This is a genomic window from Pseudomonas sp. SDO5215_S409 (genome assembly GCF_054071325.1).
Window position 1 is genome coordinate 1 of the sequence record NZ_JBSVWN010000017.1, and the last position, 23,431, is coordinate 23,431.

20 protein-coding genes and 1 pseudogene are annotated in these 23,431 nt (G+C 58.6%); 7 read left to right on the top strand and 14 right to left on the bottom strand.

Translation table 11 applies throughout. The annotated features are described in order from the left end of the window. The 4 genes and pseudogenes from ACW9H9_RS11325 to cui all read left to right on the top strand — a co-directional run. Window positions 1-228: pseudogene (locus ACW9H9_RS11325) on the top strand (IS630 family transposase); the annotation flags it as partial. A 637-nt stretch (window positions 229-865) separates the two neighbouring features. Continuing rightward, window positions 866-1,069, top strand: a complete 204-nt coding sequence (locus ACW9H9_RS11330; RefSeq protein WP_457343243.1) for a hypothetical protein — start codon at window positions 866-868, stop codon at window positions 1,067-1,069. Beyond that, entirely contained in the window at window positions 1,066-2,058 is a 993-nt protein-coding gene (locus ACW9H9_RS11335) for a colicin-like pore-forming protein (protein WP_457343244.1), read from the top strand. Before ACW9H9_RS11330 ends, ACW9H9_RS11335 begins: the two co-directional genes overlap by 4 nt. A 70-nt stretch (window positions 2,059-2,128) precedes the next feature. Beyond that, window positions 2,129-2,677: a colicin immunity protein Cui gene (gene cui / locus ACW9H9_RS11340; protein WP_457343245.1), complete on the top strand. Its 549-nt coding sequence runs from the start codon at window positions 2,129-2,131 to the stop codon at window positions 2,675-2,677. A 245-nt stretch (window positions 2,678-2,922) separates the two neighbouring features. Here cui and ACW9H9_RS11345 read toward each other — a convergent pair whose 3' ends face one another. The 5 genes from ACW9H9_RS11345 to ACW9H9_RS11365 form a co-directional block, all read right to left on the bottom strand. Further along, window positions 2,923-4,086 carry a type III PLP-dependent enzyme gene (locus ACW9H9_RS11345; protein WP_457343246.1) on the bottom strand — a complete coding sequence of 388 codons (1,164 nt, stop codon included), beginning with the start codon at window positions 4,084-4,086 and terminating at the stop codon, window positions 2,923-2,925. Between the two features lie 380 nt (window positions 4,087-4,466). Next, window positions 4,467-5,624, bottom strand: a complete 1,158-nt coding sequence (locus ACW9H9_RS11350; protein ID WP_457343247.1) for an osmoprotectant ABC transporter ATP-binding protein OsmV — start codon at window positions 5,622-5,624, stop codon at window positions 4,467-4,469. After that, on the bottom strand, window positions 5,621-6,274 hold the full coding sequence (locus ACW9H9_RS11355) for an ABC transporter permease (protein ID WP_457343248.1): 654 nt from the start codon (window positions 6,272-6,274) through the stop codon (window positions 5,621-5,623). The genes ACW9H9_RS11350 and ACW9H9_RS11355 overlap by 4 nt, the downstream gene beginning before the upstream one ends. A gap of 11 nt (window positions 6,275-6,285) precedes the next feature. Further along, entirely contained in the window at window positions 6,286-7,179 is an 894-nt protein-coding gene (locus ACW9H9_RS11360) for a glycine betaine ABC transporter substrate-binding protein (protein WP_457343249.1), read from the bottom strand. Between the two features lie 20 nt (window positions 7,180-7,199). Beyond that, entirely contained in the window at window positions 7,200-7,916 is a 717-nt protein-coding gene (locus ACW9H9_RS11365) for an ABC transporter permease (RefSeq protein ID WP_457343250.1), read from the bottom strand. A 331-nt stretch (window positions 7,917-8,247) separates the two neighbouring features. On the opposite strand from ACW9H9_RS11365, the gene ACW9H9_RS11370 reads away from it, so the two are divergent. The 3 genes from ACW9H9_RS11370 (at window position 8,248) to ACW9H9_RS11380 (ending at window position 10,619) form a co-directional block, all read left to right on the top strand. Further along, window positions 8,248-9,831: a peptide chain release factor 3 gene (locus tag ACW9H9_RS11370; RefSeq protein ID WP_457343251.1), complete on the top strand. Its 1,584-nt coding sequence runs from the start codon at window positions 8,248-8,250 to the stop codon at window positions 9,829-9,831. Window positions 9,832-9,978: 147 nt separating this feature from the next. Then, window positions 9,979-10,260 (top strand): hypothetical protein, encoded by a 282-nt coding sequence (locus tag ACW9H9_RS11375; RefSeq protein WP_457343252.1) that lies wholly within the window; start codon window positions 9,979-9,981, stop codon window positions 10,258-10,260. Window positions 10,261-10,352: 92 nt separating this feature from the next. Then, window positions 10,353-10,619 (top strand): hypothetical protein, encoded by a 267-nt coding sequence (locus tag ACW9H9_RS11380; protein ID WP_457343253.1) that lies wholly within the window; start codon window positions 10,353-10,355, stop codon window positions 10,617-10,619. A gap of 109 nt (window positions 10,620-10,728) precedes the next feature. Here ACW9H9_RS11380 and ACW9H9_RS11385 read toward each other — a convergent pair whose 3' ends face one another. The 9 genes from ACW9H9_RS11385 to ACW9H9_RS11425 form a co-directional block, all read right to left on the bottom strand. Beyond that, the gene (locus ACW9H9_RS11385; protein WP_457343254.1) at window positions 10,729-11,700 is read right to left on the bottom strand and encodes a peptide ABC transporter ATP-binding protein; all 972 of its coding nucleotides are present in this window, start codon (window positions 11,698-11,700) and stop codon (window positions 10,729-10,731) included. Continuing rightward, window positions 11,700-12,668, bottom strand: a complete 969-nt coding sequence (locus ACW9H9_RS11390; protein ID WP_457343256.1) for an ABC transporter ATP-binding protein — start codon at window positions 12,666-12,668, stop codon at window positions 11,700-11,702. Before ACW9H9_RS11390 ends, ACW9H9_RS11385 begins: the two co-directional genes overlap by 1 nt. A gap of 10 nt (window positions 12,669-12,678) precedes the next feature. After that, window positions 12,679-13,590 (bottom strand): ABC transporter permease subunit, encoded by a 912-nt coding sequence (locus tag ACW9H9_RS11395; RefSeq protein ID WP_457343257.1) that lies wholly within the window; start codon window positions 13,588-13,590, stop codon window positions 12,679-12,681. 10 nt (window positions 13,591-13,600) lie between these two features. Continuing rightward, the gene (locus ACW9H9_RS11400; RefSeq protein WP_457343258.1) at window positions 13,601-14,611 is read right to left on the bottom strand and encodes an ABC transporter permease subunit; all 1,011 of its coding nucleotides are present in this window, start codon (window positions 14,609-14,611) and stop codon (window positions 13,601-13,603) included. A 73-nt stretch (window positions 14,612-14,684) separates the two neighbouring features. Then, window positions 14,685-16,289 (bottom strand): ABC transporter substrate-binding protein, encoded by a 1,605-nt coding sequence (locus tag ACW9H9_RS11405; protein WP_457343260.1) that lies wholly within the window; start codon window positions 16,287-16,289, stop codon window positions 14,685-14,687. Window positions 16,290-16,369: 80 nt separating this feature from the next. Continuing rightward, window positions 16,370-17,791, bottom strand: a complete 1,422-nt coding sequence (locus ACW9H9_RS11410; protein ID WP_457343261.1) for an OprD family porin — start codon at window positions 17,789-17,791, stop codon at window positions 16,370-16,372. Between the two features lie 172 nt (window positions 17,792-17,963). Further along, complete coding sequence (locus ACW9H9_RS11415; protein ID WP_457343262.1) at window positions 17,964-19,568, bottom strand: ABC transporter substrate-binding protein; 1,605 nt, start codon at window positions 19,566-19,568, stop codon at window positions 17,964-17,966. A gap of 304 nt (window positions 19,569-19,872) precedes the next feature. Beyond that, complete coding sequence (locus tag ACW9H9_RS11420; protein ID WP_457343263.1) at window positions 19,873-21,501, bottom strand: ABC transporter substrate-binding protein; 1,629 nt, start codon at window positions 21,499-21,501, stop codon at window positions 19,873-19,875. Window positions 21,502-21,759: 258 nt separating this feature from the next. Further along, the gene (locus ACW9H9_RS11425) at window positions 21,760-23,361 is read right to left on the bottom strand and encodes an ABC transporter substrate-binding protein (RefSeq protein WP_457343264.1); all 1,602 of its coding nucleotides are present in this window, start codon (window positions 23,359-23,361) and stop codon (window positions 21,760-21,762) included. Between the last annotated feature and the right edge of the window lie 70 nt (window positions 23,362-23,431).

A 23,431-nucleotide genomic window follows, 5' to 3' on the forward strand; every position in this document is an offset into this window, starting at 1 on the left:
ACCTCCAGCTCGTGGATGAACATGGTTGAACGCTTCTTTCGAGACATCACCGTGTATCTTCGCGACGGTAGTTTTGCTTCGATTCGCGAGCTGGAAAGCGCCATTACGGCGTTTATGGCGTTACGCAATGCTCAGCCGACCCGATACGTTTGGAACGCGAAGGGAGAGGAGATTTTGAACAAAATCCAGCGTGCGCGCGAGGCACTTGAAGCCGTAGTCAATAAGTAAATTATTTCGAAAACAGTACACTAGTGCCGGCCGGCCGGCAGGCAGCAGAGCCCTTGGGATCGGTCGGTAGAGTATGAATGTTCCCGGCAATCGGTAGAAAGCGATGGCTTTCGCGGACAGTTCAGCTATGGCGCGGTGTTGGAAGACCAAAGCGAAATTGAGTTTGCACTGAGGTGGTTGCGCGAGGCGCTGGATGACAGGAGTTTGTATTTTTGTGGCTGGCATATTACCTGCTGAAACGGCTATTCAGCCTGAGGTCAGGTTACTAGCGGTGAGATGTAATTTCAGAACTTGAGGCAAAAAGCAGTCAACCCAATTCAAAAGCAGGTCCGAGCCACAAGGCTGCTCTCGTTGACAGAGTTACTACCTTTAATGCCCACCGATCGCGTACCTAGACGTCACGTCAAAGATGCTTCTTTTGCCTGCGTTTCACTCGTCCCACACCACATGTGACGAGTTGGCGTAGCAAGAGGTAAAACTTAAAAATTAACAAATGGAATTAATTATCATTTGCGTATTTTTTATGCGCAAATGCATCATTTGTTGTGGTTGTGGGACTGTTTTTATGTACAGTTTTTCGGTTTGGCTGTTTTTAAACGGCGGCTGATCTCTATAATTGTTAAGGAGTTTTATAAAAATGCCAGTGGGTTCAGATGGGACGCTGTATTTACCGGAAATTGAAATCAACGCAACAAATGATCCATTCCCCATAGGCGGTGATGGTATTAGATGGGGGTCTAGCAGTGCAGGAACTAAAATTCATGAAGAAATAAAAAATATTAAAGCTCAAGATGCATATAGTAATAATTTGTTGAGTGAAGTTGATAAGTTGATAAGTTGATTAAGCCGGACTTTGAAAGTCTTAAAAAAGGCTTGATCAAGAAAGTTGATGATGAGGTTTCGACGATTGGCGGGATTTTACGTGATCCTAAACAATCTTTCGAAAAAAATGTCAATATCGGTTTGGATGTAATGGAGGTTTTATATGCTCAAAAAGCTTTGGATTTGTTAGTTTTTCAAAATAAAACTTCCATGTTTTTCTTAAGGGATCCTTTGGTTGATACTCGGTTGAATATTACTGGGACCTTCACTAATACGGTTAATCGTACTAAAAATTTGTTGCTAACCAAAAAAGAATTTGTCGATGCTTATAGGGCCGCACATCTGGCGGAGATATTGCGAAATGAAAATTCTTACTTGAGTCTCAAGATTAATGTTGCTTCTGCTGAATTGGCAGCGCTACCAGGAAGTCGTGTGCCGGATAATGATCAAATTGAAATTTATAAGCGCTGGGTGGGTTTTGTAACAGATATGAACGAGCGTATACTCGTCAAATACGGTGCTAAAGTAAGTGAAGTTGCTAAGGGGCTCCAGGTTAACATTGTTGGGAAAAAAATAAATAGCTATGCTGATGCGATGGCTTCCTTTCAGAAAATTCAGACTAATCCAATGTTTAAGTTAAACTCTCAAGATGCGCGAGCAGTTGCTAGTGCTCTTGAGGCGTTTGATAAGGCTATGTTTTCTGATAATGTAGTTCGCCTGGGCAAGGCATTTGGAGTGGCTGGTAAAGTCGTACAAGCAGATAATATTCGACAGAAAGCGATTTTAGGCTTTGAAACCAATAATTGGAGACCTCTCATGTTGGAGCTTGAGTCCATAGCCTTGGGAGCTGGTGCTGGAGCCGTGCTAGCAGCAGGCATAGCGTTCGCGTTTCCCACGTTTGCATCTGCTACTCTTGGAATTGTAGTGATTTCGGTAATGATGGCGGCGGTAGCGACTTATATTGACGATAGTAAGGTTGAAGAGATTAATAACTTTGTTGTTAGGTAAGTGGTGTGGCGATTGGTTTTACACCAATCGTCACTGATTTGTGAAATCTAACTTTTAGAGCTCTTTAGTTATGATTGAAAAATTGAAGCCTGAAATTTCATTTCCGTGGCTTTTTATTATGATCACGATGGTGCCGATTTGGATGGTGGCCTTTTCGTTTTCAGGGCAGGCTGATAGTTATCCTTATATCCAGATCGAAGCTTTTGTTGATAGGCATCTACTGGGCGCATCGGGGTTTTGGTCATCGGGTTTTCCATGGGTGTCTAAAGTTATCGCAAATTATGTTGGCCTAGCAGGGCCGCTGTTTTCGATAGTGGTTTTTTTCAGTGTTTATAAGAATATAAGGATTGACCCTGCCCAGTATGAAGGGATGACCCTTCTTAAATACCTTTTTTGCCTGGTGGTTTTTTCAGGGTTTATCTTCATTATTTTATCGATGATTTATTTTGATCCTCATGATCTTGCCGTGGGCGGTTCCAGGTCCAGGATGTTCGGCACTCACGTGCTTGCGTACGCGCTATTTTCTTGCGCAATATTGTTCATCGTTTATTTTATCCCCGTGATTGTCTATTTTTTGCTGGTGGTTATTCCGGCAGTTTTATGGGGACGTTATAAATAGGGGTTGCCATCGTTGGGGTCGTTTTTCTGAGGCCAGTCAACAGCGAAGTAAAGAGCGGCGAACAGTCGTGAGGTTGTCTCTATATCGTGATTGGCGAGCCCAATCATTTTTCTAACGGTTATATAAAACGCCTGTATTGGCGCTGGCATTAAAGCTGGGCGCCGCCCACAAAAAAGCCCATGACCATGCATGGGCTTTCTCTCACCGCGAGTCGCTAAAAGCGTGCCGCTTAAAGCTCACGGCCCTCAAACATAAAACGACTTCAACGGCGGAAACCCATTGAACTCCACCGCGCTGTAGCTGGTGGTGTACGCGCCGGTAGACAACCAGTACAGCCGGTCGCCAATCGCCAGGTTCAGCGGCAGGCCGTATTTGTAGTTTTCGTACATGATGTCGGCGCTGTCGCAGGTCGGGCCGGCGATCACCACCTCTTCCATCTCGCCTTTCTTCTCGGTCCAGATCGGGAATTTGATGGCTTCGTCCATGGTTTCGATCAGGCCGGAGAATTTGCCCACGTCGGTGTACACCCAACGCTCGACGGCGGTGCGCGATTTGCGGGCGACCAGTACCACTTCGCTCACCAGGATACCGGCGTTGGCGATCAGCGAACGGCCCGGCTCCAGGATGATTTCCGGCAGGTCGTCACCGAAGTCTTCCTTGAGGAAACGGATGATTTCCTCGGCGTAGGTTTCCAGGCTGTTGGTGCGGGTGATGTAGTTGGCCGGGAAGCCGCCGCCCATGTTGATCAGCTTGAGGTGGATGCCGTCTTCTTCTTTAAGGCGCTCGAAGATCACTTTGACCTTGGCGATGGCCGCGTCCCACACGCTGATGTCGCGCTGTTGCGAGCCCACGTGGAACGACACGCCGTACGGCACCAGGCCCAGGTCGCGGGCGAGGATCAGCAGGTCCATGGCCATGTCGGTCTGGCAGCCGAACTTGCGTGACAGCGGCCAATCGGCGGTGGTGGAGCCTTCGGTGAGGATGCGCACGTACACTTTGGAGCCCGGGGCGGCCTTGGCGATGTTGCGCAGGTCGGCTTCGGAGTCGGTGGAGAACAGGCGCACGCCCTTGTCATAGAAGTAGCGGATGTCTTTGGATTTCTTGATGGTGTTGCCGTAGCTGATGCGGTCGGCGCTCACGCCTTGGCCCAGTACTTTGTCCAGCTCATAGATAGACGCGATGTCGAAGCTGGAGCCTTTCTTGTTCAAGAGGTCGATGATTTCGACGGCCGGGTTGGCCTTGACGGCGTAATACACCTTGGCGAACTCGAAACCGGCGCGCAGGTCATCGTAGGCCTGGGCGATCATCGCGGTGTCGATCACCACGAACGGGGTTTCTTGCTTGTCGGCGAATGCCTTCATTTTTTGAAAGGTATCGCGCGCGAAATAGTCTTCGACCTGGATCGACATGCTGGGAACTCCTAAGGGCAAACTGAATTGATCAATGGGTGCAAATGAACGTCCTCCGTATCCCCACTTTGGTTCGCCTACTTCCCAAGGCATGTCGCCGAAAGCAAAAAGGCCATGGGATCAACCGCTTCCCTTGGCCTTGCTGTCTCGTCGTCAGTACTTGAGCCGGATGGATCGTTTCCAGCATGGACGTTCGGCGCGAACTGTAGGGCGTGAGGGGTTTGAGATCAACTAAAAATGTCGCGTTTTTGCACGCGTTCGTCGCGTGCCCCCTGCTGCTACTTATGTAACGGACCGGTGTGACGGATTGATGTTCCCCTGGCGGCGGGCATTGCCTGCGGTGAACGGGGCGCGCCCGTTCACCGCAAGGGCCGTTGGGGTCAGGCCAGGGCGGTTTCGGCCGGCGACACGATATGGGTCTTGGCCCCGCGCGAGCGGCCCGAGCTCAGGTAGGCGGCAATCGACTCCTGGGTGACTTCGCCCAAAAACACCCGCTCGGCGTCCATCACCGGCAACCACGAGCGGTTGAACTCGTACATGCGCGACAGCAGGATGCGCAAATGCTCGTCGTACGCCGCCGTGGCGTTGAATTCGCGCAGGTATTGCCCACACGTACCGGCCTGACGGTGCAAGTCGCGGCGTCGTACATAGCCCAGCGCCTTGTTCTCACTGCAGGTGACCACCACATAACGGCGGTCATGCTCGTCCATCAGTTCCAGGGCCTCTGCCACCGGCGTTTCGGGGCTGACGGACGGTGCGTTGTCTGCCGCATCTTCGGCCTTCACCAGCAGCAGGCGCTTGAGGGTGCTGTCCTGGCCGACAAAGTTGCTGACGAAATCGTCCGCCGGGTGCGCCAGCAGGGTGTCCGGGTGGTCGATCTGCAACAGCTTGCCCGCGCGGAAGATGGCGATTTTGTCACCCAGCTTGATAGCCTCGTCGATGTCGTGGCTGACCATGATCACGGTCTTTTTCAAGGCGCGCTGCATCTCGAAAAACTCGTTCTGGATCATCTCGCGGTTGATCGGGTCTACCGCGCCGAAGGGTTCGTCCATCAACAACAGCGGCGCTTCGGCCGCCAGGGCGCGGATCACGCCGATGCGCTGCTGTTGGCCGCCGGACAATTCACGCGGGTAGCGGTGCAGGTACTGCTTGGGCTCCAGCTTGATCATGCTCATCAGTTCGCGGGCGCGGTCGTGGCATTTCTGCTTGTCCCAGCCGAGCAGCTTGGGCACCACCACGATGTTTTCCTCGATGGTCATGTTGGGAAACAGGCCGATTTGCTGGATGACATAGCCGATGTTGCGGCGCAGGGTCACTTCGTCGAGGTCGGTGGTGTCCTGGCCGTCGATCAGGATCTTGCCCGAGGTGGGCTGGATCAAGCGGTTGATCATTTTCAGCGTGGTGCTTTTGCCGCAGCCCGAGGGCCCCAGAAATACACAGATTTCGCCTTCATTGACGGTCAGGCTCACGGCGTCCACGGCGGTGATGGTCTTGCCGTTGCTTTGGAAGGTCTTGGTCAGGTGTTGAAGTTCGATCATTTGAGCAGTCCTTTTGGAGTCAGCGAGCGTTGCAGCCATTGCAGGAGCAGGTCGGCGAAGATGGCCAGCAGGCTGACCAGTACGGCGCCGACGATCAGCATCGACATATCGCTGCGGCTGATGGAGGCCAGAATCAATACACCCAGGCCGCCGGCACCGATGGTGGCGGCGATGGTCATCACGCCGATGTTCATCACCACGGCGGTGCGCACCCCGGCGAGGATCACCGGCACGGCAATCGGCAATTCGACCATGCGCAGGCGTTGGCCGAAGGTCATGCCGATGCCGCGTGCGGCTTCGCGAATGCCCGGCTCCACGCCGGTCAAGGCCAGGTAGGTATTACGCATGATCGGCAACAGCGAATAGAGAAACACCGCCGTGATGGCCGGCAGCGGCCCCAGGCCCTGGCCGAACTTGGAGTAGAACGGCAGCAGCAGGCCGAACAGGGCGATGGACGGCACGGTGAGCAGCACCGTGGCGCTGGCTTGCAGCGGACCTGCCAGCGCCTCGAAGCGCGTCATGAGAATACCCAGCGGTACGCCGACCATAATCGCCAGCAACACGGCGATGCCGACCAGGGTGATGTGTTGCCAGGTCAGGTGCAGGACCTGTGCCCAATCAAGATGGGAAAAGGCGTTCAGAAATTCCATGTCTTCTCCAATTAGTTGAGTGGGTGCTGGCGCAGGAAGTCTGCGGCCACGGCGGAGGGGCTTTCGTGGTCGACGTCGACCCGTGCGTTGAGCTGGCGCATGGTCGCGTCATCGAACAAGGCGGCCAGGGGCTTGAGGTCGGCGGCCAGTTGCGGGTGGGCGTCCAGGTAGGCCTGGCGCACCACGGGCGCGGCGGTGTAGTCGGGGAAGTAGTGTTTGTCGTCTTGCAGCAGCTTCAATTTGAAGGCGTTCAGGCGCCCGTCGGTGGTGTAGACCAGGCCTGCGAACACCTGGCCATTGCGCAGGGCGGTATAGACCAGGCCCGCGTCCATCTGCCGGGTGTTTTTGCGGGTCAGGTTCATGCCGTACAGCGCGACCATGCCGGCCATGCCGTCGGAGCGGTTGGCGAACTCGGTGTCCAGCGCCACCAGGCGGTTTTCCCGGGTTTTTTCGGCCAGGGCCTGGGTGAGCTCGCTGATGGTGTTGATCTGCGGGTGTTCCCTGGCCACGTTTTCGGGCATGGCCAGGGCGTAGGTGTTGCTGAATTTGGACGGGCTGAGCCAGGCCAGGCCTTTTTTCGCGTCCAGTGCCTTGACCCGGGCGTAGGTGTGTTCGCTGTCGAGTTTCTCGTCGACATGGTTGTAGGCCACCAGCGACACGCCGGTGTATTCCCACAGCAAGTCCAGTTGCCCGCTTTCCTGGGCGCTGCGAGCCAGGTTGCTGCCCAGCCCGCCGGTGACGCGGGTGTCATACCCCTTGGTGCGCAGGTACTGGGCGGTGATTTCGGCGAGCAGGGTCTGTTCGGTGAACACCCGGGCGCCGATGCGGATCAGCGGTTTGTCCGCCGCCTGTGCAAACCCCGCAAGCAGCAGGACGCAGCTCAAGATCAATGTCAGTTTTTTCATATCCAATCCTCAGCCAGGCCTTACGACGGGCGCAGTCCACGTTCCAGCCACAGGCGGCTGGCCAGGGTCACCAGGCCATCGAGCACCAACGCCAGCAGCGCGGTGCACGCGGCGCCGAGTACCAGTTGCGGCTGATTGTTCAGGGCGATGCCGGGGAAAATCAGGCTGCCCAGGCTGTTGGCGCCAATCAGGAAGGCCAGCGGTGCGGTGCCCACGTTGATCGCCAGCGCCACACGCACGCCGCCAATGATGATCGGCACGGCGTTGGGCAATTCCACGCGCAGCAGCACCTGGCGCGGTGTCATGCCGATGCCGGTGGCGGCTTCCTTGAGGGAGCCCTGCACGTTTTTCAGGCCTTCATAGGTGTTGCGCACGATGGGCAGGAGGGAGGCGAGGAACAGCGCGAAGATGGCCGGGCCACTGCCGATGCCGAGGATGCCGAGGGCGATGGCCAGTACGGCCAGGGGCGGGACGGTGTTGCCGATGTTGAAGATTTGCATGAACCGTTCTGCCTGCGCGACCCGGTGGGGGCGGCTGAGCAGGATGCCGGCGGGGATCCCCACGAGCAGGGCGGCCAGCATGGAGGCCAGTACCAGCAGCAAGTGGGCCTGCAGGTAGAACAACAAATCGTCGCGGTACAGCTGGATCGTGTTGATGCCGATCCAGTGGATCAGCAGGGCCAGGAGGGCGATGACGACCGCGCCCCCTATCAGCCCTTTGCCATAGCGGATAGCCACAGGCGGACTCCTTTTCTTGTAGTCGGCGAGCACATTGTCGGGTGGCAATACCGTTCCTGGTTGCCGATGAATGTGATCGCGAAGAGCAGCTCGTCCACGCCGTCAAAGCGGCAGGCGGTCGAGCCATGAGCGCAGCCCCGTCAGGCTAACCTGCTGATTTATCAGCCCCTGGTACGTGTGCGGCAGCAGGGGAATGGACGTCTCCATCTTTTAAAAGGTTCCACACTTGGCAGCAATTAGCCACCCCTTAACGGGCGAACGGTGGTCTGGCGGCCCGGGTTTACGCTATACTCGCCGCCCTTTTTTTGACTCACCTGCCAGGCGATTTCCCATGACCCAACAGGCCGCCGAAGTCGCGAAACGCCGCACTTTCGCCATTATTTCCCACCCCGATGCCGGTAAAACCACCATCACCGAGAAGCTGTTGCTGATGGGCAAGGCGATTACGGTGGCTGGCACGGTGAAATCCCGTAAATCCGACCGCCATGCCACGTCCGACTGGATGGAGATGGAAAAGCAACGGGGTATTTCCATCACCACCTCGGTGATGCAATTCCCGTATCGCGACCATATGGTCAACCTGCTCGACACCCCGGGCCACGAAGACTTCTCCGAAGACACCTACCGCACCCTCACCGCGGTGGACTCGGCCCTGATGGTGCTCGACGGCGGTAAAGGCGTCGAGCCACGGACCATCGCGCTGATGGACGTGTGCCGTCTGCGTGACACGCCGATCGTCAGCTTTATCAACAAGCTCGACCGGGACATCCGCGACCCCATCGAACTGCTCGACGAAATCGAAGCGGTGCTCAAGATCAAGGCCGCGCCCATCACGTGGCCGATCGGTTGCTACCGCGACTTCAAGGGCGTGTACCACCTGGCGGACGACTACATCATTGTCTACACCGCCGGTCACGGGCATGAGCGCACCGACGTCAAAATCATCGAGAAGCTCGACTCCGACGAAGCCCGCGCGCACTTGGGCGACGAGTACGAGCGTTTCATCGAACAGCTGGAACTGGTGCAGGGCGCCTGCCATGAGTTCAACCAGCAGGAGTTCCTCGACGGGCAGATGACCCCGGTGTTCTTCGGCACCGCGCTGGGCAACTTCGGTGTGGACCACGTGCTGGACGCCGTAGTGGACTGGGCGCCGCGCCCGCTGTCGCGGGTGGCCAACGAGCGCACCGTGGAGCCGCAGGAAGAGAAGTTCTCCGGCTTTGTGTTCAAGATCCAGGCAAACATGGACCCCAAGCACCGCGACCGCATCGCCTTTATGCGCATCTGCTCCGGCAAATACGATAAAGGCATGAAGATGCGCCACGTGCGCACCGGCAAGGACGTGCGCATCGGCGACGCCCTGACATTCTTCTCTTCGGAGCGTGAACAGCTGGAAGAAGCCTACGCGGGTGACATCATCGGCCTGCACAACCACGGCACCATTCAGATCGGCGACACCTTCACCGAAGGCGAGGCGCTGGGCTTTACCGGTATCCCGCACTTCGCCCCGGAACTGTTCCGCCGCGTGCGCCTGCGTGACCCGCTCAAGTCCAAGCAGCTGCGCCAGGGCTTGCAGCAATTGGCCGAAGAGGGCGCCACCCAGGTGTTCTTCCCCGAGCGCAGCAACGACATCATTTTGGGCGCGGTCGGTGTGCTGCAGTTCGACGTGGTGGCCAGCCGCCTGAAGGAGGAATACAAAGTGGAATGCTCCTACGAGCCGATCACCGTGTACTCCGCCCGCTGGATCGATTGTGGCGATAAGAAAAAGCTCGAAGAGTTCAAGGTCAAGGCCGTGGAAAACCTGGCGGTGGACGGCGGTGGTCACCTGACCTACCTGGCCCCGACCCGGGTCAACCTGGCGCTGATGGAAGAGCGCTGGCCGGACGTGAAGTTCCGCGCGACCCGCGAGCACCACTAAGGTCTGAGCGGTTGGCACAAGGGCGAAGCTGTGATGGCTTCGCCCTTTTTCATGGCGATTTTTTATCCGGGCCGGGGCCCGGCTAGTGGCAAAACCTGCGGATAAGGGCTAGCGTCTTCAGGGCCGATCCTTTGAGTGGAGCCCCCCATGCGTGTTTTTCCAAAAGCCCTGTTGTTGGTCAACGTGATGGCATTGGGCATGCCGCTCGCCTGGGCGCAATCCGGGCCGCCCGGCACGCCGCAATTGGCGTCCGACCCACCCTCGTGGTCGTGGAAAAACCAGGACAAGCCCGCCAACACCTACAACCCGTACAAACCAAGCAATGCCGGCAGTTGGAAGCCACAAAGCGGCGCCAGTGCGGAAAGCGACGCGGAGAACCCGATCAACGAAGGCGAGGACAGTGAAAGTTACGATGATGGCAACAAGTAGGCCGGTCGCACCGGCCACGGCTTGAAACACGCGTCACACACAGCGGCGGCTTTGCCGTCGCACCGGACTTAACGACTGGACGGAAATCGACCATGAGTATTTTTCAACGTGTAGTACTGCTGCTCAAAGTGCTGGTGTTGTTGTCGTTGGGCCTGTCGTCGGCGTGGGCCACGACGGCCGCTCCCGGCCATGGCCCGGGGGTTGTGGCGGTCAAAACCCAGCCCGGTGGTGGTTTGCAACTGGCCAAGAGTGAGTCGGAGCCCGGTGATCAGGACCAGGGTGGCTCAAAAGGCGATGACGACTCGCAAACCCCGGATGAGCCGCAGGACGACGACCCCGAAGGTGACAGCGATACCTGAGTGGCGCTGAAAAAAGAAAGCCCCTCCCGCCAGACTGATGCGCAATCTGACGGGAAGGGCTGTAGAACTCGAGGGCTCTGGCGTGATGCGCCAGAGCCTTTTTTGTGGGTTATGCCACAAACTGCTCCGCGTAGTGGCACGCCACCTGGCGGTTATCCAGTGGCCGCAACAGCGGCTCCTCGGTGCTGCACCGCGCCGTGGCGTACGGGCAGCGCTTGTGGAACGCGCAGCCGGGCGGCGGGTTCAGCGGGTTGGGCAACTCGCCGACGATCTTGATCTTGGGCTTGTTGGGGTCTGGGTGAATGGTCGGGGTCGCCGACAGCAGCGCCTGGGTGTAGGGGTGCAGCGGACGGGCGTAGATGTCTTCCTTGGGGCCCACCTCTACCGGGCGACCGAGGTACATCACCATCACGTCATCGGCAACGTGTTGCACCACCGCCAGGTTGTGGGAAATGAACACGTAGGCCGTGTTGAATTCCTGCTGCAGGTCCATGAACAGGTTGAGCACCTGGGCCTGGATCGACACGTCCAGCGCCGACGTCGGCTCATCCGCCACCAGCACCTTGGGTTGCAGCATCATGGCGCGGGCCAGGGCGATACGCTGGCGCTGACCGCCCGAGAACATGTGCGGGTAGCGCTGATAATGCTCGGGGCGCAGGCCCACTTGCTTCATCATGGCCTGCACTTTTTCCCGGCGCTCGGCGGCCGACAGGTTAGTGTTGATCAACAGCGGCTCGGCCAACTGGTCGCCGACTTTCTGGCGTGGGTTGAGCGAGGCGTAGGGGCTCTGGAACACCATCTGCACGTCTTTGCGCAATTGCTTGCGCTGGGCCTTGTCAGCCCCTGCCACTTCCTGACCGGCGATTTTCAGCGAGCCGGACGATGGCTCTTCAATCAGCGTCAGGGCGCGGGCGAGGGTGGACTTGCCGCAACCGGACTCGCCTACGACCGCGAGGGTCTTGCCGGCTTCCAGTTCAAACGACACACCGTTGAGGGCCCGCACCGTGGCGTGGCCCTTGAACAGGCCGCGGGACACTTCGTAGTGGCGGGTGAGGTCGCGGGCAGTAAGAACGACGGCCATTACGCCACCTCCTGGTTCAAGGGGTAGAAGCAGCGCACAAGGCTGTGGGCTTTGGGGTCCAGGCCCGGGCGGGTCTGGCGGCAGCTGTCTTGCACGTACGGGCAGCGCGGCGACAACAGGCAACCCTGTGGGCGGTCATACCGACCGGGCACGATCCCCGGCAACGTCGCCAGGCGCGCGGCGCCCATGCTGTGTTCCGGGATGGCGGCCAGCAACGCTTCGCTGTACGGGTGCGCGGGCACATCGAACAGGCCGGGCACTTGCCCGACTTCGACCGCTTGGCCGGCGTACATCACGCACACGCGCTGGGCGGTTTCGGCCACGACGGCAAGGTCGTGGGTGATCAGCACCAGGCCCATGTTCTGCTCTTTTTGCAGGGCCAGCAGCAGCTCCATGATCTGCGCCTGGATGGTCACGTCCAGTGCGGTGGTGGGCTCGTCGGCGATCAGCAGTTTAGGCTCGCCGGCAATCGCCATGGCGATGGCCACGCGCTGGCTCATCCCGCCGGACAGCTGGTGCGGGTAGGCGTCCATGCGGCTGGCGGCGCCCGGGATCTCGACTTTTTCCAGCAGTTCGATGGCGCGCTTGCGGGCGGCCTTGCCGGACAGTTTCAGGTGCAGGCGCAGCACTTCTTCAATCTGGAAACCCACGGTGTAGCTGGGGTTGAGCGCGGTCATGGGGTCTTGAAACACCATGGCCAGGTCTTTGCCGACGATCTGGCGGCGCTGGCGGTTGCTCAGTTTGAGCATGTCCTTGCCGTCAAAGGTCAGAGAGTCGGCGGTGACGATGCCGGGGTGCTCGATCAGGCCCATCAGCGCCATCATGGTCACGGATTTACCCGAGCCCGACTCGCCAACGATTGCCAGGACTTCGCCCTTGTCCACGGACAGATCGAGGCCATCGACCACCGGCACGGCGGTCTTGTCGCCGAAGCGTACGTTGAGATTCTTGATTTCTAACAGTGACATGGGAATCTCCTCAGGCGGCGTTCTTGAGTTTCGGGTCCAGCGCATCGCGCAGGCCGTCACCCATCAAGTTGATTGCCAGCACGCTGAGCAAAATGGTCAAACCGGGCAAGCTCACGACCCACCAGGCGCGTTCGATGTAGTCACGCGCCGAGGCCAGCATGGTGCCCCACTCGGGGGTGGGCGGTTGTACGCCAAGGCCGAGAAAGCCCAGCGCTGCGGCATCGAGAATCGCCGAGGAGAAACTCAAGGTGGCCTGTACGATCAGCGGCGCCATGCAGTTGGGCAGCACGGTGATGAACATCAGGCGCGGCAGGCCGGCACCGGCCAGGCGGGCGGCGGTCACGTAGTCGCGGTTCAATTCGCCCATCACCGCAGCGCGGGTGAGGCGCACGTAGGACGGCAGCGACACGATGGCGATGGCGATCACGGTGTTGATCAGGCCAGGGCCGAGGATGGCGACAATCGCCACGGCCAGCAGCAGCGACGGCAGGGCCAGCATGATGTCCATCAGGCGCATGATGGTCGGGCCGAGCAGGCGCGGGAAGAACCCGGCAAACAGACCCAGCAGGATGCCCGGGATCAGCGACATCACCACCGACGACAAGCCGATCAGCAACGACAGGCGCGAGCCTTGGATCAGGCGCGAGAGCAGGTCACGGCCCAGTTCGTCGGTGCCCAGCAAGAACTGCAACTGGCCACCTTCCAGCCAGGCCGGTGGGGTCAGCAAAAAGTCGCGGTATTGCTCGCTCGGGTTATGCGGCGCCACCCAGGGGGCGAAGAGCGCGCAAAACACGACGAGCAGCATGAACAACAGGCCGGCAACCGCGCCTTTGTTCTTGGAAAAGGCTTGCCAGAATTCTTTGTACGGGGATGGATACAGCAGGCTTTGATCGACTGCTACCGAGGGCGTAGTTGTGGTCATGGTCATGATCTCAGCGCTGGTGACGGATGCGTGGGTTGGCGAAGCCGTAGAGGATGTCCACTACGAAGTTCACCAGGATCACCAGGCAGGCGATTAACAGGATGCCGTTTTGCACCACGGGATAGTCCCGCGCGCCAATGGCTTCGATGAGCCATTTGCCGATGCCGGGCCACGAGAAGATGGTTTCGGTCAGTACGGCACCGGCCAGCAGGGTGCCCACTTGCAGGCCCACCACGGTCAGGACCGGGATCAGAGCGTTACGCAGGCCGTGTACGAAAACCACCCGAGCTGGCGACAGGCCTTTGGCCTTGGCGGTACGGATGTAGTCTTCGCGCAGCACCTCGAGCATCGACGAACGGGTCATGCGCGCGATCACCGCCAGCGGGATGGTGCCCAGCACGATGGCGGGCAGGATCAGGTGGTGCAGGGCGTCGAGGAAGGCGTCGATGTCATCGGCCAACAGGGTGTCGATCAGCATGAAGCCAGTGCGCGGCTCAATGTCGTAGAGCAGGTCGATACGCCCGGAAACCGGGGTCCAGCCCAGGCTGACCGAGAAAAACATAATGAGGATCAGGCCCCACCAGAAGATCGGCATCGAATATCCCGCAAGGGAGATGCCCATCACCCCATGGTCGAACAGGGAGCCTCGTTTGAGTGCCGCGATCACCCCGGCCAACAGGCCGATGATGCCGGCGAACAACAGGGCGGCCATGGACAGTTCCAGGGTCGCCGGGAAGAGGGAGGTGAACTCAGTCCACACGCTGGTGCGGGTGCGAAGGGACTCGCCGAGGTCGCCGTGGGCGAGCTTGCCGACATAGTCCAGGTATTGCGCGTACAACGGTTTGTTCAAACCAAGGCGTTCCATTGCCTGTGCGTGCATCTCCGGGTCGACGCGTCGTTCGCCCATCATGACTTCCACGGGGTCGCCAGGAATCATGCGAATCAACGCGAACGTCAGTAGGGTGATGCCGAAAAACGTGGGGATCAGTAACCCCAATCGGCGGGCAATAAAACTAAACATCGTGTTGTGTACCTCAATCAGCCGGTTAGGCAGGTCCGGCATCGTCCGGTTGGACGATGCCGGGCGTCTCTTATTACTTCACCTGGGTAGTGGCGAAGTTATTGGTGGTCAGAGGGCTCTGGATATAGCCCTCGACGTTTTTACGCATGGCGGTGAACATTTTCGGGTAAGCCATGGGGATCCAGGGTTGGTCTTTGTCGAAAACGTCCAGTGCTTGCACATAGAGTGCGGCACGTTGCTGGGGTTCAGAGATCGCACGGGCCTTGTCGATCAGGTCCTGAAACTCCTTGTTACACCAGCGGGCGTAGTTTTCGCCGTTTTTCGCAGCATCGCAACTCAGGTTTGGTGTGAGGAAGTTGTCTGGGTCCCCGTTATCCCCCGCCCAGCCGGCCGACATCAGGTCGTGTTCACCGGCTTTGGAGCGCTTGAGCATTTCGCCCCACTCGAACACGCGAATGTCGATTTTAAGGCCGATCTTGGCCAGATCCGCTTGCATCATTTGTGCGCCGAGCAGCGGGTTGGGGTTGGTCGGGCCGCCGCCGTTGCGGGTGAACAGGGTGAATACGGTGCCTTCCGGTACGCCGGCTTCCTTGAGCAGGGCGCGGGCCTTGTCCAGTTCGGCGGGGGTGCGCGGCGGGTTTTTCAGCTTGTCGTTGAACCCCAGCAGGGTGGCCGGGTAGGGGCCGGTGCCCACCACCGCGTTACCCGGGCCGTACAGGGCTTTGGTGTACGCCTCTTTGTCGAACGCGATGTTGATCGCGTGACGCACCCGTGCATCGCTCAGGTATTTGTGGGTGGTGTTCATGGCGGTGTAGCTGGTGGTCATGGCCGCCAGTTCCGCGACTTTCAGGTTAGGGTCGGCCTTCACGCTGGGAATGTCATCGGGCTTGGGGTACAGCGCGACCTGGCACTCGTTGGCCTTGAGCTTTTGCAGTCGCACGTTGTTATCGGTGGCAATCGCCAGGATCAACGGGTCAGACGGCGGCTTGCCACGGAAGTACTCCGGGTTGGCCTTGAAGCGTACCTGGGCGTCTTTCTGGTAGCGGGTGAAAATGAACGGCCCGGTGCCGATCGGCTTGCTGTTGAGCTCGTCGGTCTTGCCCGCGGCGAGCAACTTGTCAGCGTATTCGGCGGAATGGATAGCGGTAAACGGCATCGCCACATCGGACAGGAACGGTGCTTCGGGGCGGGTCAGCGTGAAGACCACCGTGTGGTCATCGGTCTTCTCGACGCTTTTGAGCAGTTCCTTGAAGCCCATGCTTTCAAAATAAGGGAAACCGTTAGCGGACTTGTCATGCCAAGGGTGCTTGGGGTCCATCTGGCGATGGAAGCTCCAGAGCACGTCGTCGGCATTCATGTTGCGCGTGGGTGTGAAGTAGTCGGTGGTGTGGAACTTGACGTCGGTGCGCAGGTGAAAGGTGTAGGTCAGGCCATCGGCGCTGATTTCCCACGACTCGGCGAGCGCCGGGACGATCTCGGTGGTGCCGGGCTTGAAATCCACCAGGCGGTTGAACATGGTTTCGGCCGCGGCGTCGGTGGTGACGGCCGTGACGTAAAGAACCGGGTCAAAGCCTTCCGGGCTGGCTTCGGTGCAGACGACCAGCGGTTTGGCCGAGACGCCGATCGCCACGCTGAGCAGCGCAGCAGCCATGGCGGCTTGTAACGGGAGCATTTTCATTGAAAGGCCTCTGCAATCGATGGGACCAGACAAGCATAGAGGGCGGGCTCGTCATGAGCCCGCCGTCTACCTGGCGCTAATTAAAGGATGTTGAATGGAACGGTGGTGACCAGGCGGAACTCTTTGATGTTGCCGTCAGCCTGGTGCTCGCTCGCACGGTGGGTCACGTAAGTGCCGCGCACGGTGGTGGCCTTGAACCAGCCACTCTGGACGGCGTACGACGCGCCGATGCCGTATTCCTGGTGATGCTCGCCGTCCATCAGGCTCAGGTCACCACGCTTGGTGCCCTTGTCGGTGTAGGCGGTGCCGGTGTAGTGAGTTCCGTCGATGCCCCAGCCGCGTGCCGAGTAAACGTTGAACTTCAGGCCTGGAATGCCGTATTCGGCCATGTTGATGCCGTAGGCAACCTGGAAGGACTTCTCGTTCGGGCTGTTGAAGTCAGACGTCAGGGAGTTGGCCAGGTAGATGCCGTTGGTTTCGTGCAGGTAGTCGAAGTACTCGTCGCCGATCACTTGCTGGTACGAGAAGGTCAGGCTATGGGCCTGGTGAGTCAGGCCGAACGACAGCGAGTAGGTGTCGTTGTCGATGCTGCCCATCTTCTTGCTGCCGGTGTCCTTGGTCTTGTAGTAGTTCAGACCGGTGGTCAGTGCCAGGGTCTGGCTGTCACCCAGTTCGTGGGTGGCGCCGAAGTAGTATTGGTTCCAGAAGTCTTCGACGTTGGCCACGTACAGGCTGGTCTTCAGGCTTTTGAACGGCTGGTAGTTCACGCCTGCGGTGTAGACCTTGTCGGTTTCTGCGCTGTTGGCAGAGTACTCGGTACGAAATTTCGACAGGCTCTGTTCGGTACGTGGCGAAACACGGTCAAAACCGGCCAGGTCGAACGACAGGTTGCTCAGCTCTTCGCTGTGCAGCGCGATACCTTCAAAGCTGGAAGGCAGGGCACGGTTGCCGATGTTGTCGATGATCGGGGTGTTGAAGTTCTGGCGACCGGCGGTCAAGGTGGTGTTCGACACGCGGAACTTGACGTTGGCCAGGCCCAGTTTGCTCCACTGGTCAACGGCGTCGCCGTCGGAGTGGGCCAGGGTGCGGTTGGAGCCGCCGGCGATGTCTTTGCGGTCGCGGTCCAGGATGACAACGTTGTAGGCCGCCACTTCAGTGGCGACGCCCACGGTGCCCTGGGTGAAGCCCGAGGAGAAGTTGACGATGGTGCCCTGGGCCCAGTTGATACGGCGCGACGTCGGCGTTCTGGCCGGATCCACGTCGTGCTTCACATCGTTTTTCGTGTAGCTGAAACGGTCGCCACGAAACTTCATCTCGTTGGAGTACCAGTTACGGGTAGTACCGCCCAGGCTCGACCCTTCGATAAAGCCCTTGGCCTCGCTTTGGGCGCTGGTGCCGGCCAATGTGGTAGGAAGGAATTCCTGACTGGCCGGTTCCGCATAGGCGGTCGCCGTGATGCTGCTGATGGCCAGGGCCAGTAGCGCGGTGCTGCGTAGTTTCATGGGTAAAGCTCCTTTGGTTCTCTTTTTTAATGCCGGTCTTTTTAGGTGAACCGGCTATTGGGTGTGGAACTCGTTCAAGCCTTTGCAAACGTTTGCTGTAGGAAAAATTCCACATTCAGGCCGCACGTTTGCAGCAAGGCGAATGTTCGCCCTGCGCAATCCGGTTATTTTCTTATGGGTTTACAGTGACGCCCGAGAACACGTTGCGGCCGAAGGGGCTGACCTTGAACCCTTCCACCTTGGCGCTTAACGGCTGGTTGACCGTGGAGTGCGCGACCGGGGTGATGGGCACTTGCTGCTTGAGCAACTGTTGCGCCTGTTTGTACAGAACGGTCCGTTGTTCGCGGTCGGTGACGACCTTGGCTTGCTTGACCAGCTTGTCGTAGGCCGGGTCGCACCACATGGAGTAGTTGTTCCCGCCGATGGCGTCGCAGCTGTAGAGGGTGCCCAGCCAGTTGTCCGGGTCCCCGTTGTCGCCGGTCCAGCCGATCAGGCTTACGTCGTGTTCGCCGTTTTTGGTGCGCTTGATGTATTCGCCCCATTCGTAGCTGACGATCTTGACCTTGAGGCCGATCTTGGCCCAGTCGCTTTGCAGCATCTCGGCCATCAGCTTGGCGTTGGGGTTGTAGGGGCGTTGCACCGGCATGGCCCACAGGGTGATCTCGGTGCCTTCTTTTACGCCGGCGGCCTTGAGCAGCTCACGGGCCTTTTGCGGGTTGTAGGCGGCGTCCTTGATGGTGTCGTCGTAAGACCACTGGGTGGGCGGCATCGCGTTGACCGCCAACTGGCCCGCGCCCTGGTACACGGCGTTCAGAATGCTTTGCTTGTTCACCGCCATGTCCAGCGCCTGGCGCACTTCAAGCTGGTCGAACGGCTTGTGGCGCACGTTGTAGGCGATGTAGCCAAGGTTGAAGCCAGGCTTGGTCAGCAGTTGCAGCTTGGGGTCGGCCTTGAGGGCTTCGACGTCGGCAGGGCGTGGATGCAGGGTGACCTGGCATTCGTTGGCCTTGAGTTTTTGCACGCGCACCGAGGCGTCGGTGTTGATCGCAAAAATCAGCTGGTCGAGCTGGACGCGGCTCGGGTCCCAGTAGTGTTTGTTGGCCACGTAGCGGATTTGCGAGTCTTTCTGGTAACGCTGGAATTCAAACGGCCCGGTGCCGATGGGTTTCTGGTTGATATCACTCGGCTTGCCCGCCTGGAGCAGGTGCTCGGCGTATTCGGCGGACAGGATGGAGGCAAAGCTCATGGCGATGTTCTGGATAAACGCGGCGTCCACCGTGTTCAGGGTCATCACCACGGTGTGCGGGTCGGTTTTGGCGACCTTGGCGATATTCTTGTTCAGGCTCATCCCGTTGAAGTACGGAAACTCGGTGGGGTAGGCCTTGCGGAACGGGTGGTCGGGGTCAAGCATGCGGTTGAAGGTGAACAGCACGTCGTCGGCGTTGAAGTCGCGCGTAGGCTTGAAGTCCTTGTTGTTGTGGAATTTCACCCCCTGGCGCAGGTGAAAGGTGTAGGTCAGGCCGTCTTCGGACACATCCCAGCTTGTTGCCAGCCCCGGGACGACATTGGTCGCGCCCTTTTCGAATTCGGCCAGGCGGTTATACAGCGGCTCGGCGGCATCGTTGTCGGTGGCCGTGGTGTATTGCGCGGTATCAAAGCCTGCCGGGCTGCCTTCGGAGCAGAACACCAGGCTTTTTTTCTCGGCGGCCTGGCCCATCGAAGCAACGGCCAACAGGCCCGTGCCGACTATCGCAGAGACAAGTGTGGTATGGCGCATGACGATCCCGATCCTTGTTTGTTGTTGTCGTCAGTGAACAATCGCGCGGCCGGTGAGGGCCGGCGACAACACTGAGTGGGCATGCAGCAGGTGCCTAACAGGTACGGAGCAACTGCCGTGCCACGACGTTATGGGTCGGGAACCGGGCAGTAAATGCAACGAATCTGACAAGTCTTGTAGGTAATGGCGACGCGGTTCGCGGTTAATTGCCGTAGGACGGCAGCTGTGGCGAATGTGGTCCATTTCCTAAGACCTTGGCGGACATGACAACGGCGACGTTTTTACACGTCGCCGTCATCGATCCTTACTTGCCGCTCACGCTGACGCCATAGAAGGAGTTCAAGCCAAACGGGCTGATCTTGAAGTCCTGCACGTTGGCGCGCATGGGTTGATACACCGTCGAGTGCGCGATAGGTGTCATCGGGACTGCATCTTTGAGGATGTGTTGCGCCTGCTTATACAGCTCGGTGCGCTTGGCAACATCGGAGGTGGCCTTGGCTTCCTTCACGATGCCATCAAACTTCTTGTCACACCATTTGGAGAAGTTGTTGCCCGACAGCGAATCGCAGCCGAACAGCACGTTCAGCCAGTTGTCCGGGTCACCATTGTCACCGCTCCAGCCAATGATCATGGCCTGGTTCTCGCCGCCTTTGGAGCGCTTGATGTACTCGCCCCACTCGTAGCTGACGATGTTCACTTTGAGGCCGATCTGTTTCCAGTCGTTCTGCAGCATTTCAGCCATCAGCTTGGCGTTCGGGTTGTACGGACGCTGGACCGGCATCGCCCACAGGGTGATCTCGGTGCCTTCCTTCACGCCGGCTTCCTTGAGCAGTTCCTTGGCCTTGGCCACGTCGTGCGGAGCGTCTTTGATGGTGGTGTCGTACGACCATTGGGTCGGCGGCATGGCGTTGACCGCCAGTTGGCCTGCGCCCTGGTAAACGGAGTCGATGATCTGCTGTTTGTTCACCGAGATGTCCAGGGCCTCGCGTACGCGCAGGTCAGACAGCGGGTTTGGCGCGGTCTGGCCCTTGAGCACGGGCATCACGTTGTAGGCGATGTAGCCCAGGTTGAAACCGGCCTGGTGCGGCAGCTTCAGGTCTTTGTCTTCACCCAGGGCCTTGAGGTCGGCCGGACGTGGGAACAGAGTGATCTGGCACTCGTTTTTCTTCAGCTTCTGGATACGCACCGACGGGTCGGTGGTGATGGCGAAGATCAGGTTGTCGATCTTCACGTCTTCAGGTTTCCAGTAGTCCTTGTTGCCGGTGTAACGGATGTTGGAGTCTTTCTGGTAGCTCTTGAACACGAACGGGCCAGTGCCGATCGGCTTCTGGTTGATGTCCGCGGCTTTGCCTTCTTTCAACAGTTGAGCGGCGTATTCGGCCGACTGGATAGACGCGAAGCTCATGGCCAGGTTCTGGATAAAGGCGGCGTCCACGGTGCCAAGGGTGAACTTGACGGTGTGGTCATCGACTTTCTCGATGTTCTTGATGTTGGTGTCCATCCCCATGTCCGTGAAGTACGGGAACTCGGTGGGGTAGGCTTTGCGGAACGGATCGTCCTTGTTGATCATGCGGTTGAACGTGAAGAGCACGTCATCGGCATTAAAGGTACGGGTCGGTTTGAAATACGAGGTGGTGTGGAATTTCACGCCATCACGCAGGTGGAAAGTGTACGTCAGGCCATCGGGGGACACGTCCCAGCTGGTGGCGAGCCCAGGCGTCACGGCGGTGCCGCCGCGCTCGAACTGGGTCAGACGGTTGAACATGGTTTCGGCCGAGGCATCGAAGTCTGTTCCGGTGGTGTACTGGCCTGGATCGAAACCGGCCGGGCTCCCTTCGGAGCAGAACACCAGGTTAGTCGCCGCTTGGGCGAAAGGGGCGGCGGCCATCAGGCCAGCGCTGACTAATAACGGAATGACTGCGTGTTTAAGCATGTTGGCCTCATGATTTGTTGTCATTTTTGGTTGTGAGGGCGACCTTGTGGATCGACCTGCGGATACTTATGCAGGCCCCATACCCAATGCAAGATGCTGAACCGTTGCAAAGGTGAAACAGTGGGACGAACGTACAGGAATGTCGCAATTATGAAAGTTCGTACATAAATACGTACATTTTCAGGTTTTTTTCGGTGCGAGGCGGGCACCAAAAAATACCAATCCAGGCGTATGGCGCACTGGATTGGTGCGTTTTTGTTACTTGGCCAGGCTCACGCCGTAGAACGGGGTCAGCCCAAACGGGCTGATTTTGAAGTCTTGTACCTGCTTGCGCATCGGCTGGAACACTGTCGAATTTGCGATGGGTGTTATAGGTACTTGTTCTTTAAGTATTTTTTGCGCTTGTTGATACCACTTGATGCGCTGTTCACGGTCATTGCTCACCTTGGCTTGCTGCACCAGTTTGTCGTAGGCCGGGTTACACCACTTGGCGTAGTTGCTGCCCTTCACCGCTGCACAACTATAGAGCACGCCCAGCCAGTTATCCGGGTCCCCGTTGTCGCCGGTCCAGCCATAGATCATCACATCGTGCTCGCCGTTTTTGGCGCGTTTGATGTATTCGCCCCATTCGTAGCTGACGATATTGGCCTTGATGCCGACTTTGTCCCAGTCCTGCTGGATCATTTGCGCCGACATTCTCGCGTTGGGATTGGACGCCCTCTGAACGGTCATTGCCCACAGGTTGATGGTAGTTCCTGGTGCAACACCTGCTTCTTTGAGGAGGGCACGGGCTTTGTCGGGATTGTAAGGCGCGTCCTTGATATCCGGGTCATAAGACCACTGGGCCGGTGGCAACGCGTTCTGCGCCAATTGCCCGGCGCTCTGATACACCGCCTTGATAATCGCCGGCTTGTCGATGGCCATGTCCAGGGCTTGACGCACCTTGAGTTGGTCCAGCGGCGGGTGGGTCACGTTGTAGGCCAGAAAGCCCAGGTTGAACCCGGCCTGCTGCAATACGCGCAGGTTGGGGTCTTGCTTCATGACGTCGATATCGGACGGGCGTGGGTAGCCGCTGACCTGGCATTCGCCGGTCTTGAGTTTTTGCAGGCGCACGGCGGCGTCCGGGGTGATGGAGAACACCAGGTTGTCGAGCTTCACGTCCTCGGGCTTCCAGTACTGGCGGTTGGCGGCGTAGCGGATCTGCGCGTCTTTTTGGTAGCGCTTGAACACGAACGGGCCGGTGCCGACCGGTTTCTGGTTGATGTCGGCGGCGCGGCTTTCCTTTAATAGCAACGCGGCGTATTCGGCGGACTGGACCGAGGCAAAGCTCATGGCCAGGTTTTGCACAAAGGACGCGTCGACGTTGTTCAGGGTAAAGCGCACGGTGTGCTCGTCGAGTTTATCGATGCTTTTAATCGTGGTGTTCAGGCCCATGTCGGTGAAATACGGCGACTCGGACGGGTAAGCCTTGCGAAACGGGCTGCTGGCATCCAGCAGGCGCTGGAAGGTGAACACCACGTCGTCGGCGTTGAAGTCGCGGCTGGGCGTGAAGTAGTCGGTGGTGTGGAACTTGACCCCATCGCGCAGGTGGAAGGTATACGTCAGGCCGTCGTTTGCGACGTCCCATCGGGTGGCCAGGCCGGGCTCGACCTCGGTGCCCCCGCGTTTGAACTGGGTCAGGCGGTTGAACACGGTTTCGGCTGACGCATCGAAGTCGGTGCCGCTGGTGTACTGGCTCGGGTCGAAACCGGCGGGGCTGGCCTCGGAGCAATAAACCAGGGTACTGGCCGCCTGGGCGGCGGGCATGCAGGCCAACAGGCTGGCAGCGAGCAGCAGCGGTTTGAAGGTGATTTTTTCCATAAAGACCCCTGAAGTGGCAGGCATCAAAAGCTGCCCGAACGAAAACGGCGGTCACCGAGGTTACCGCCGT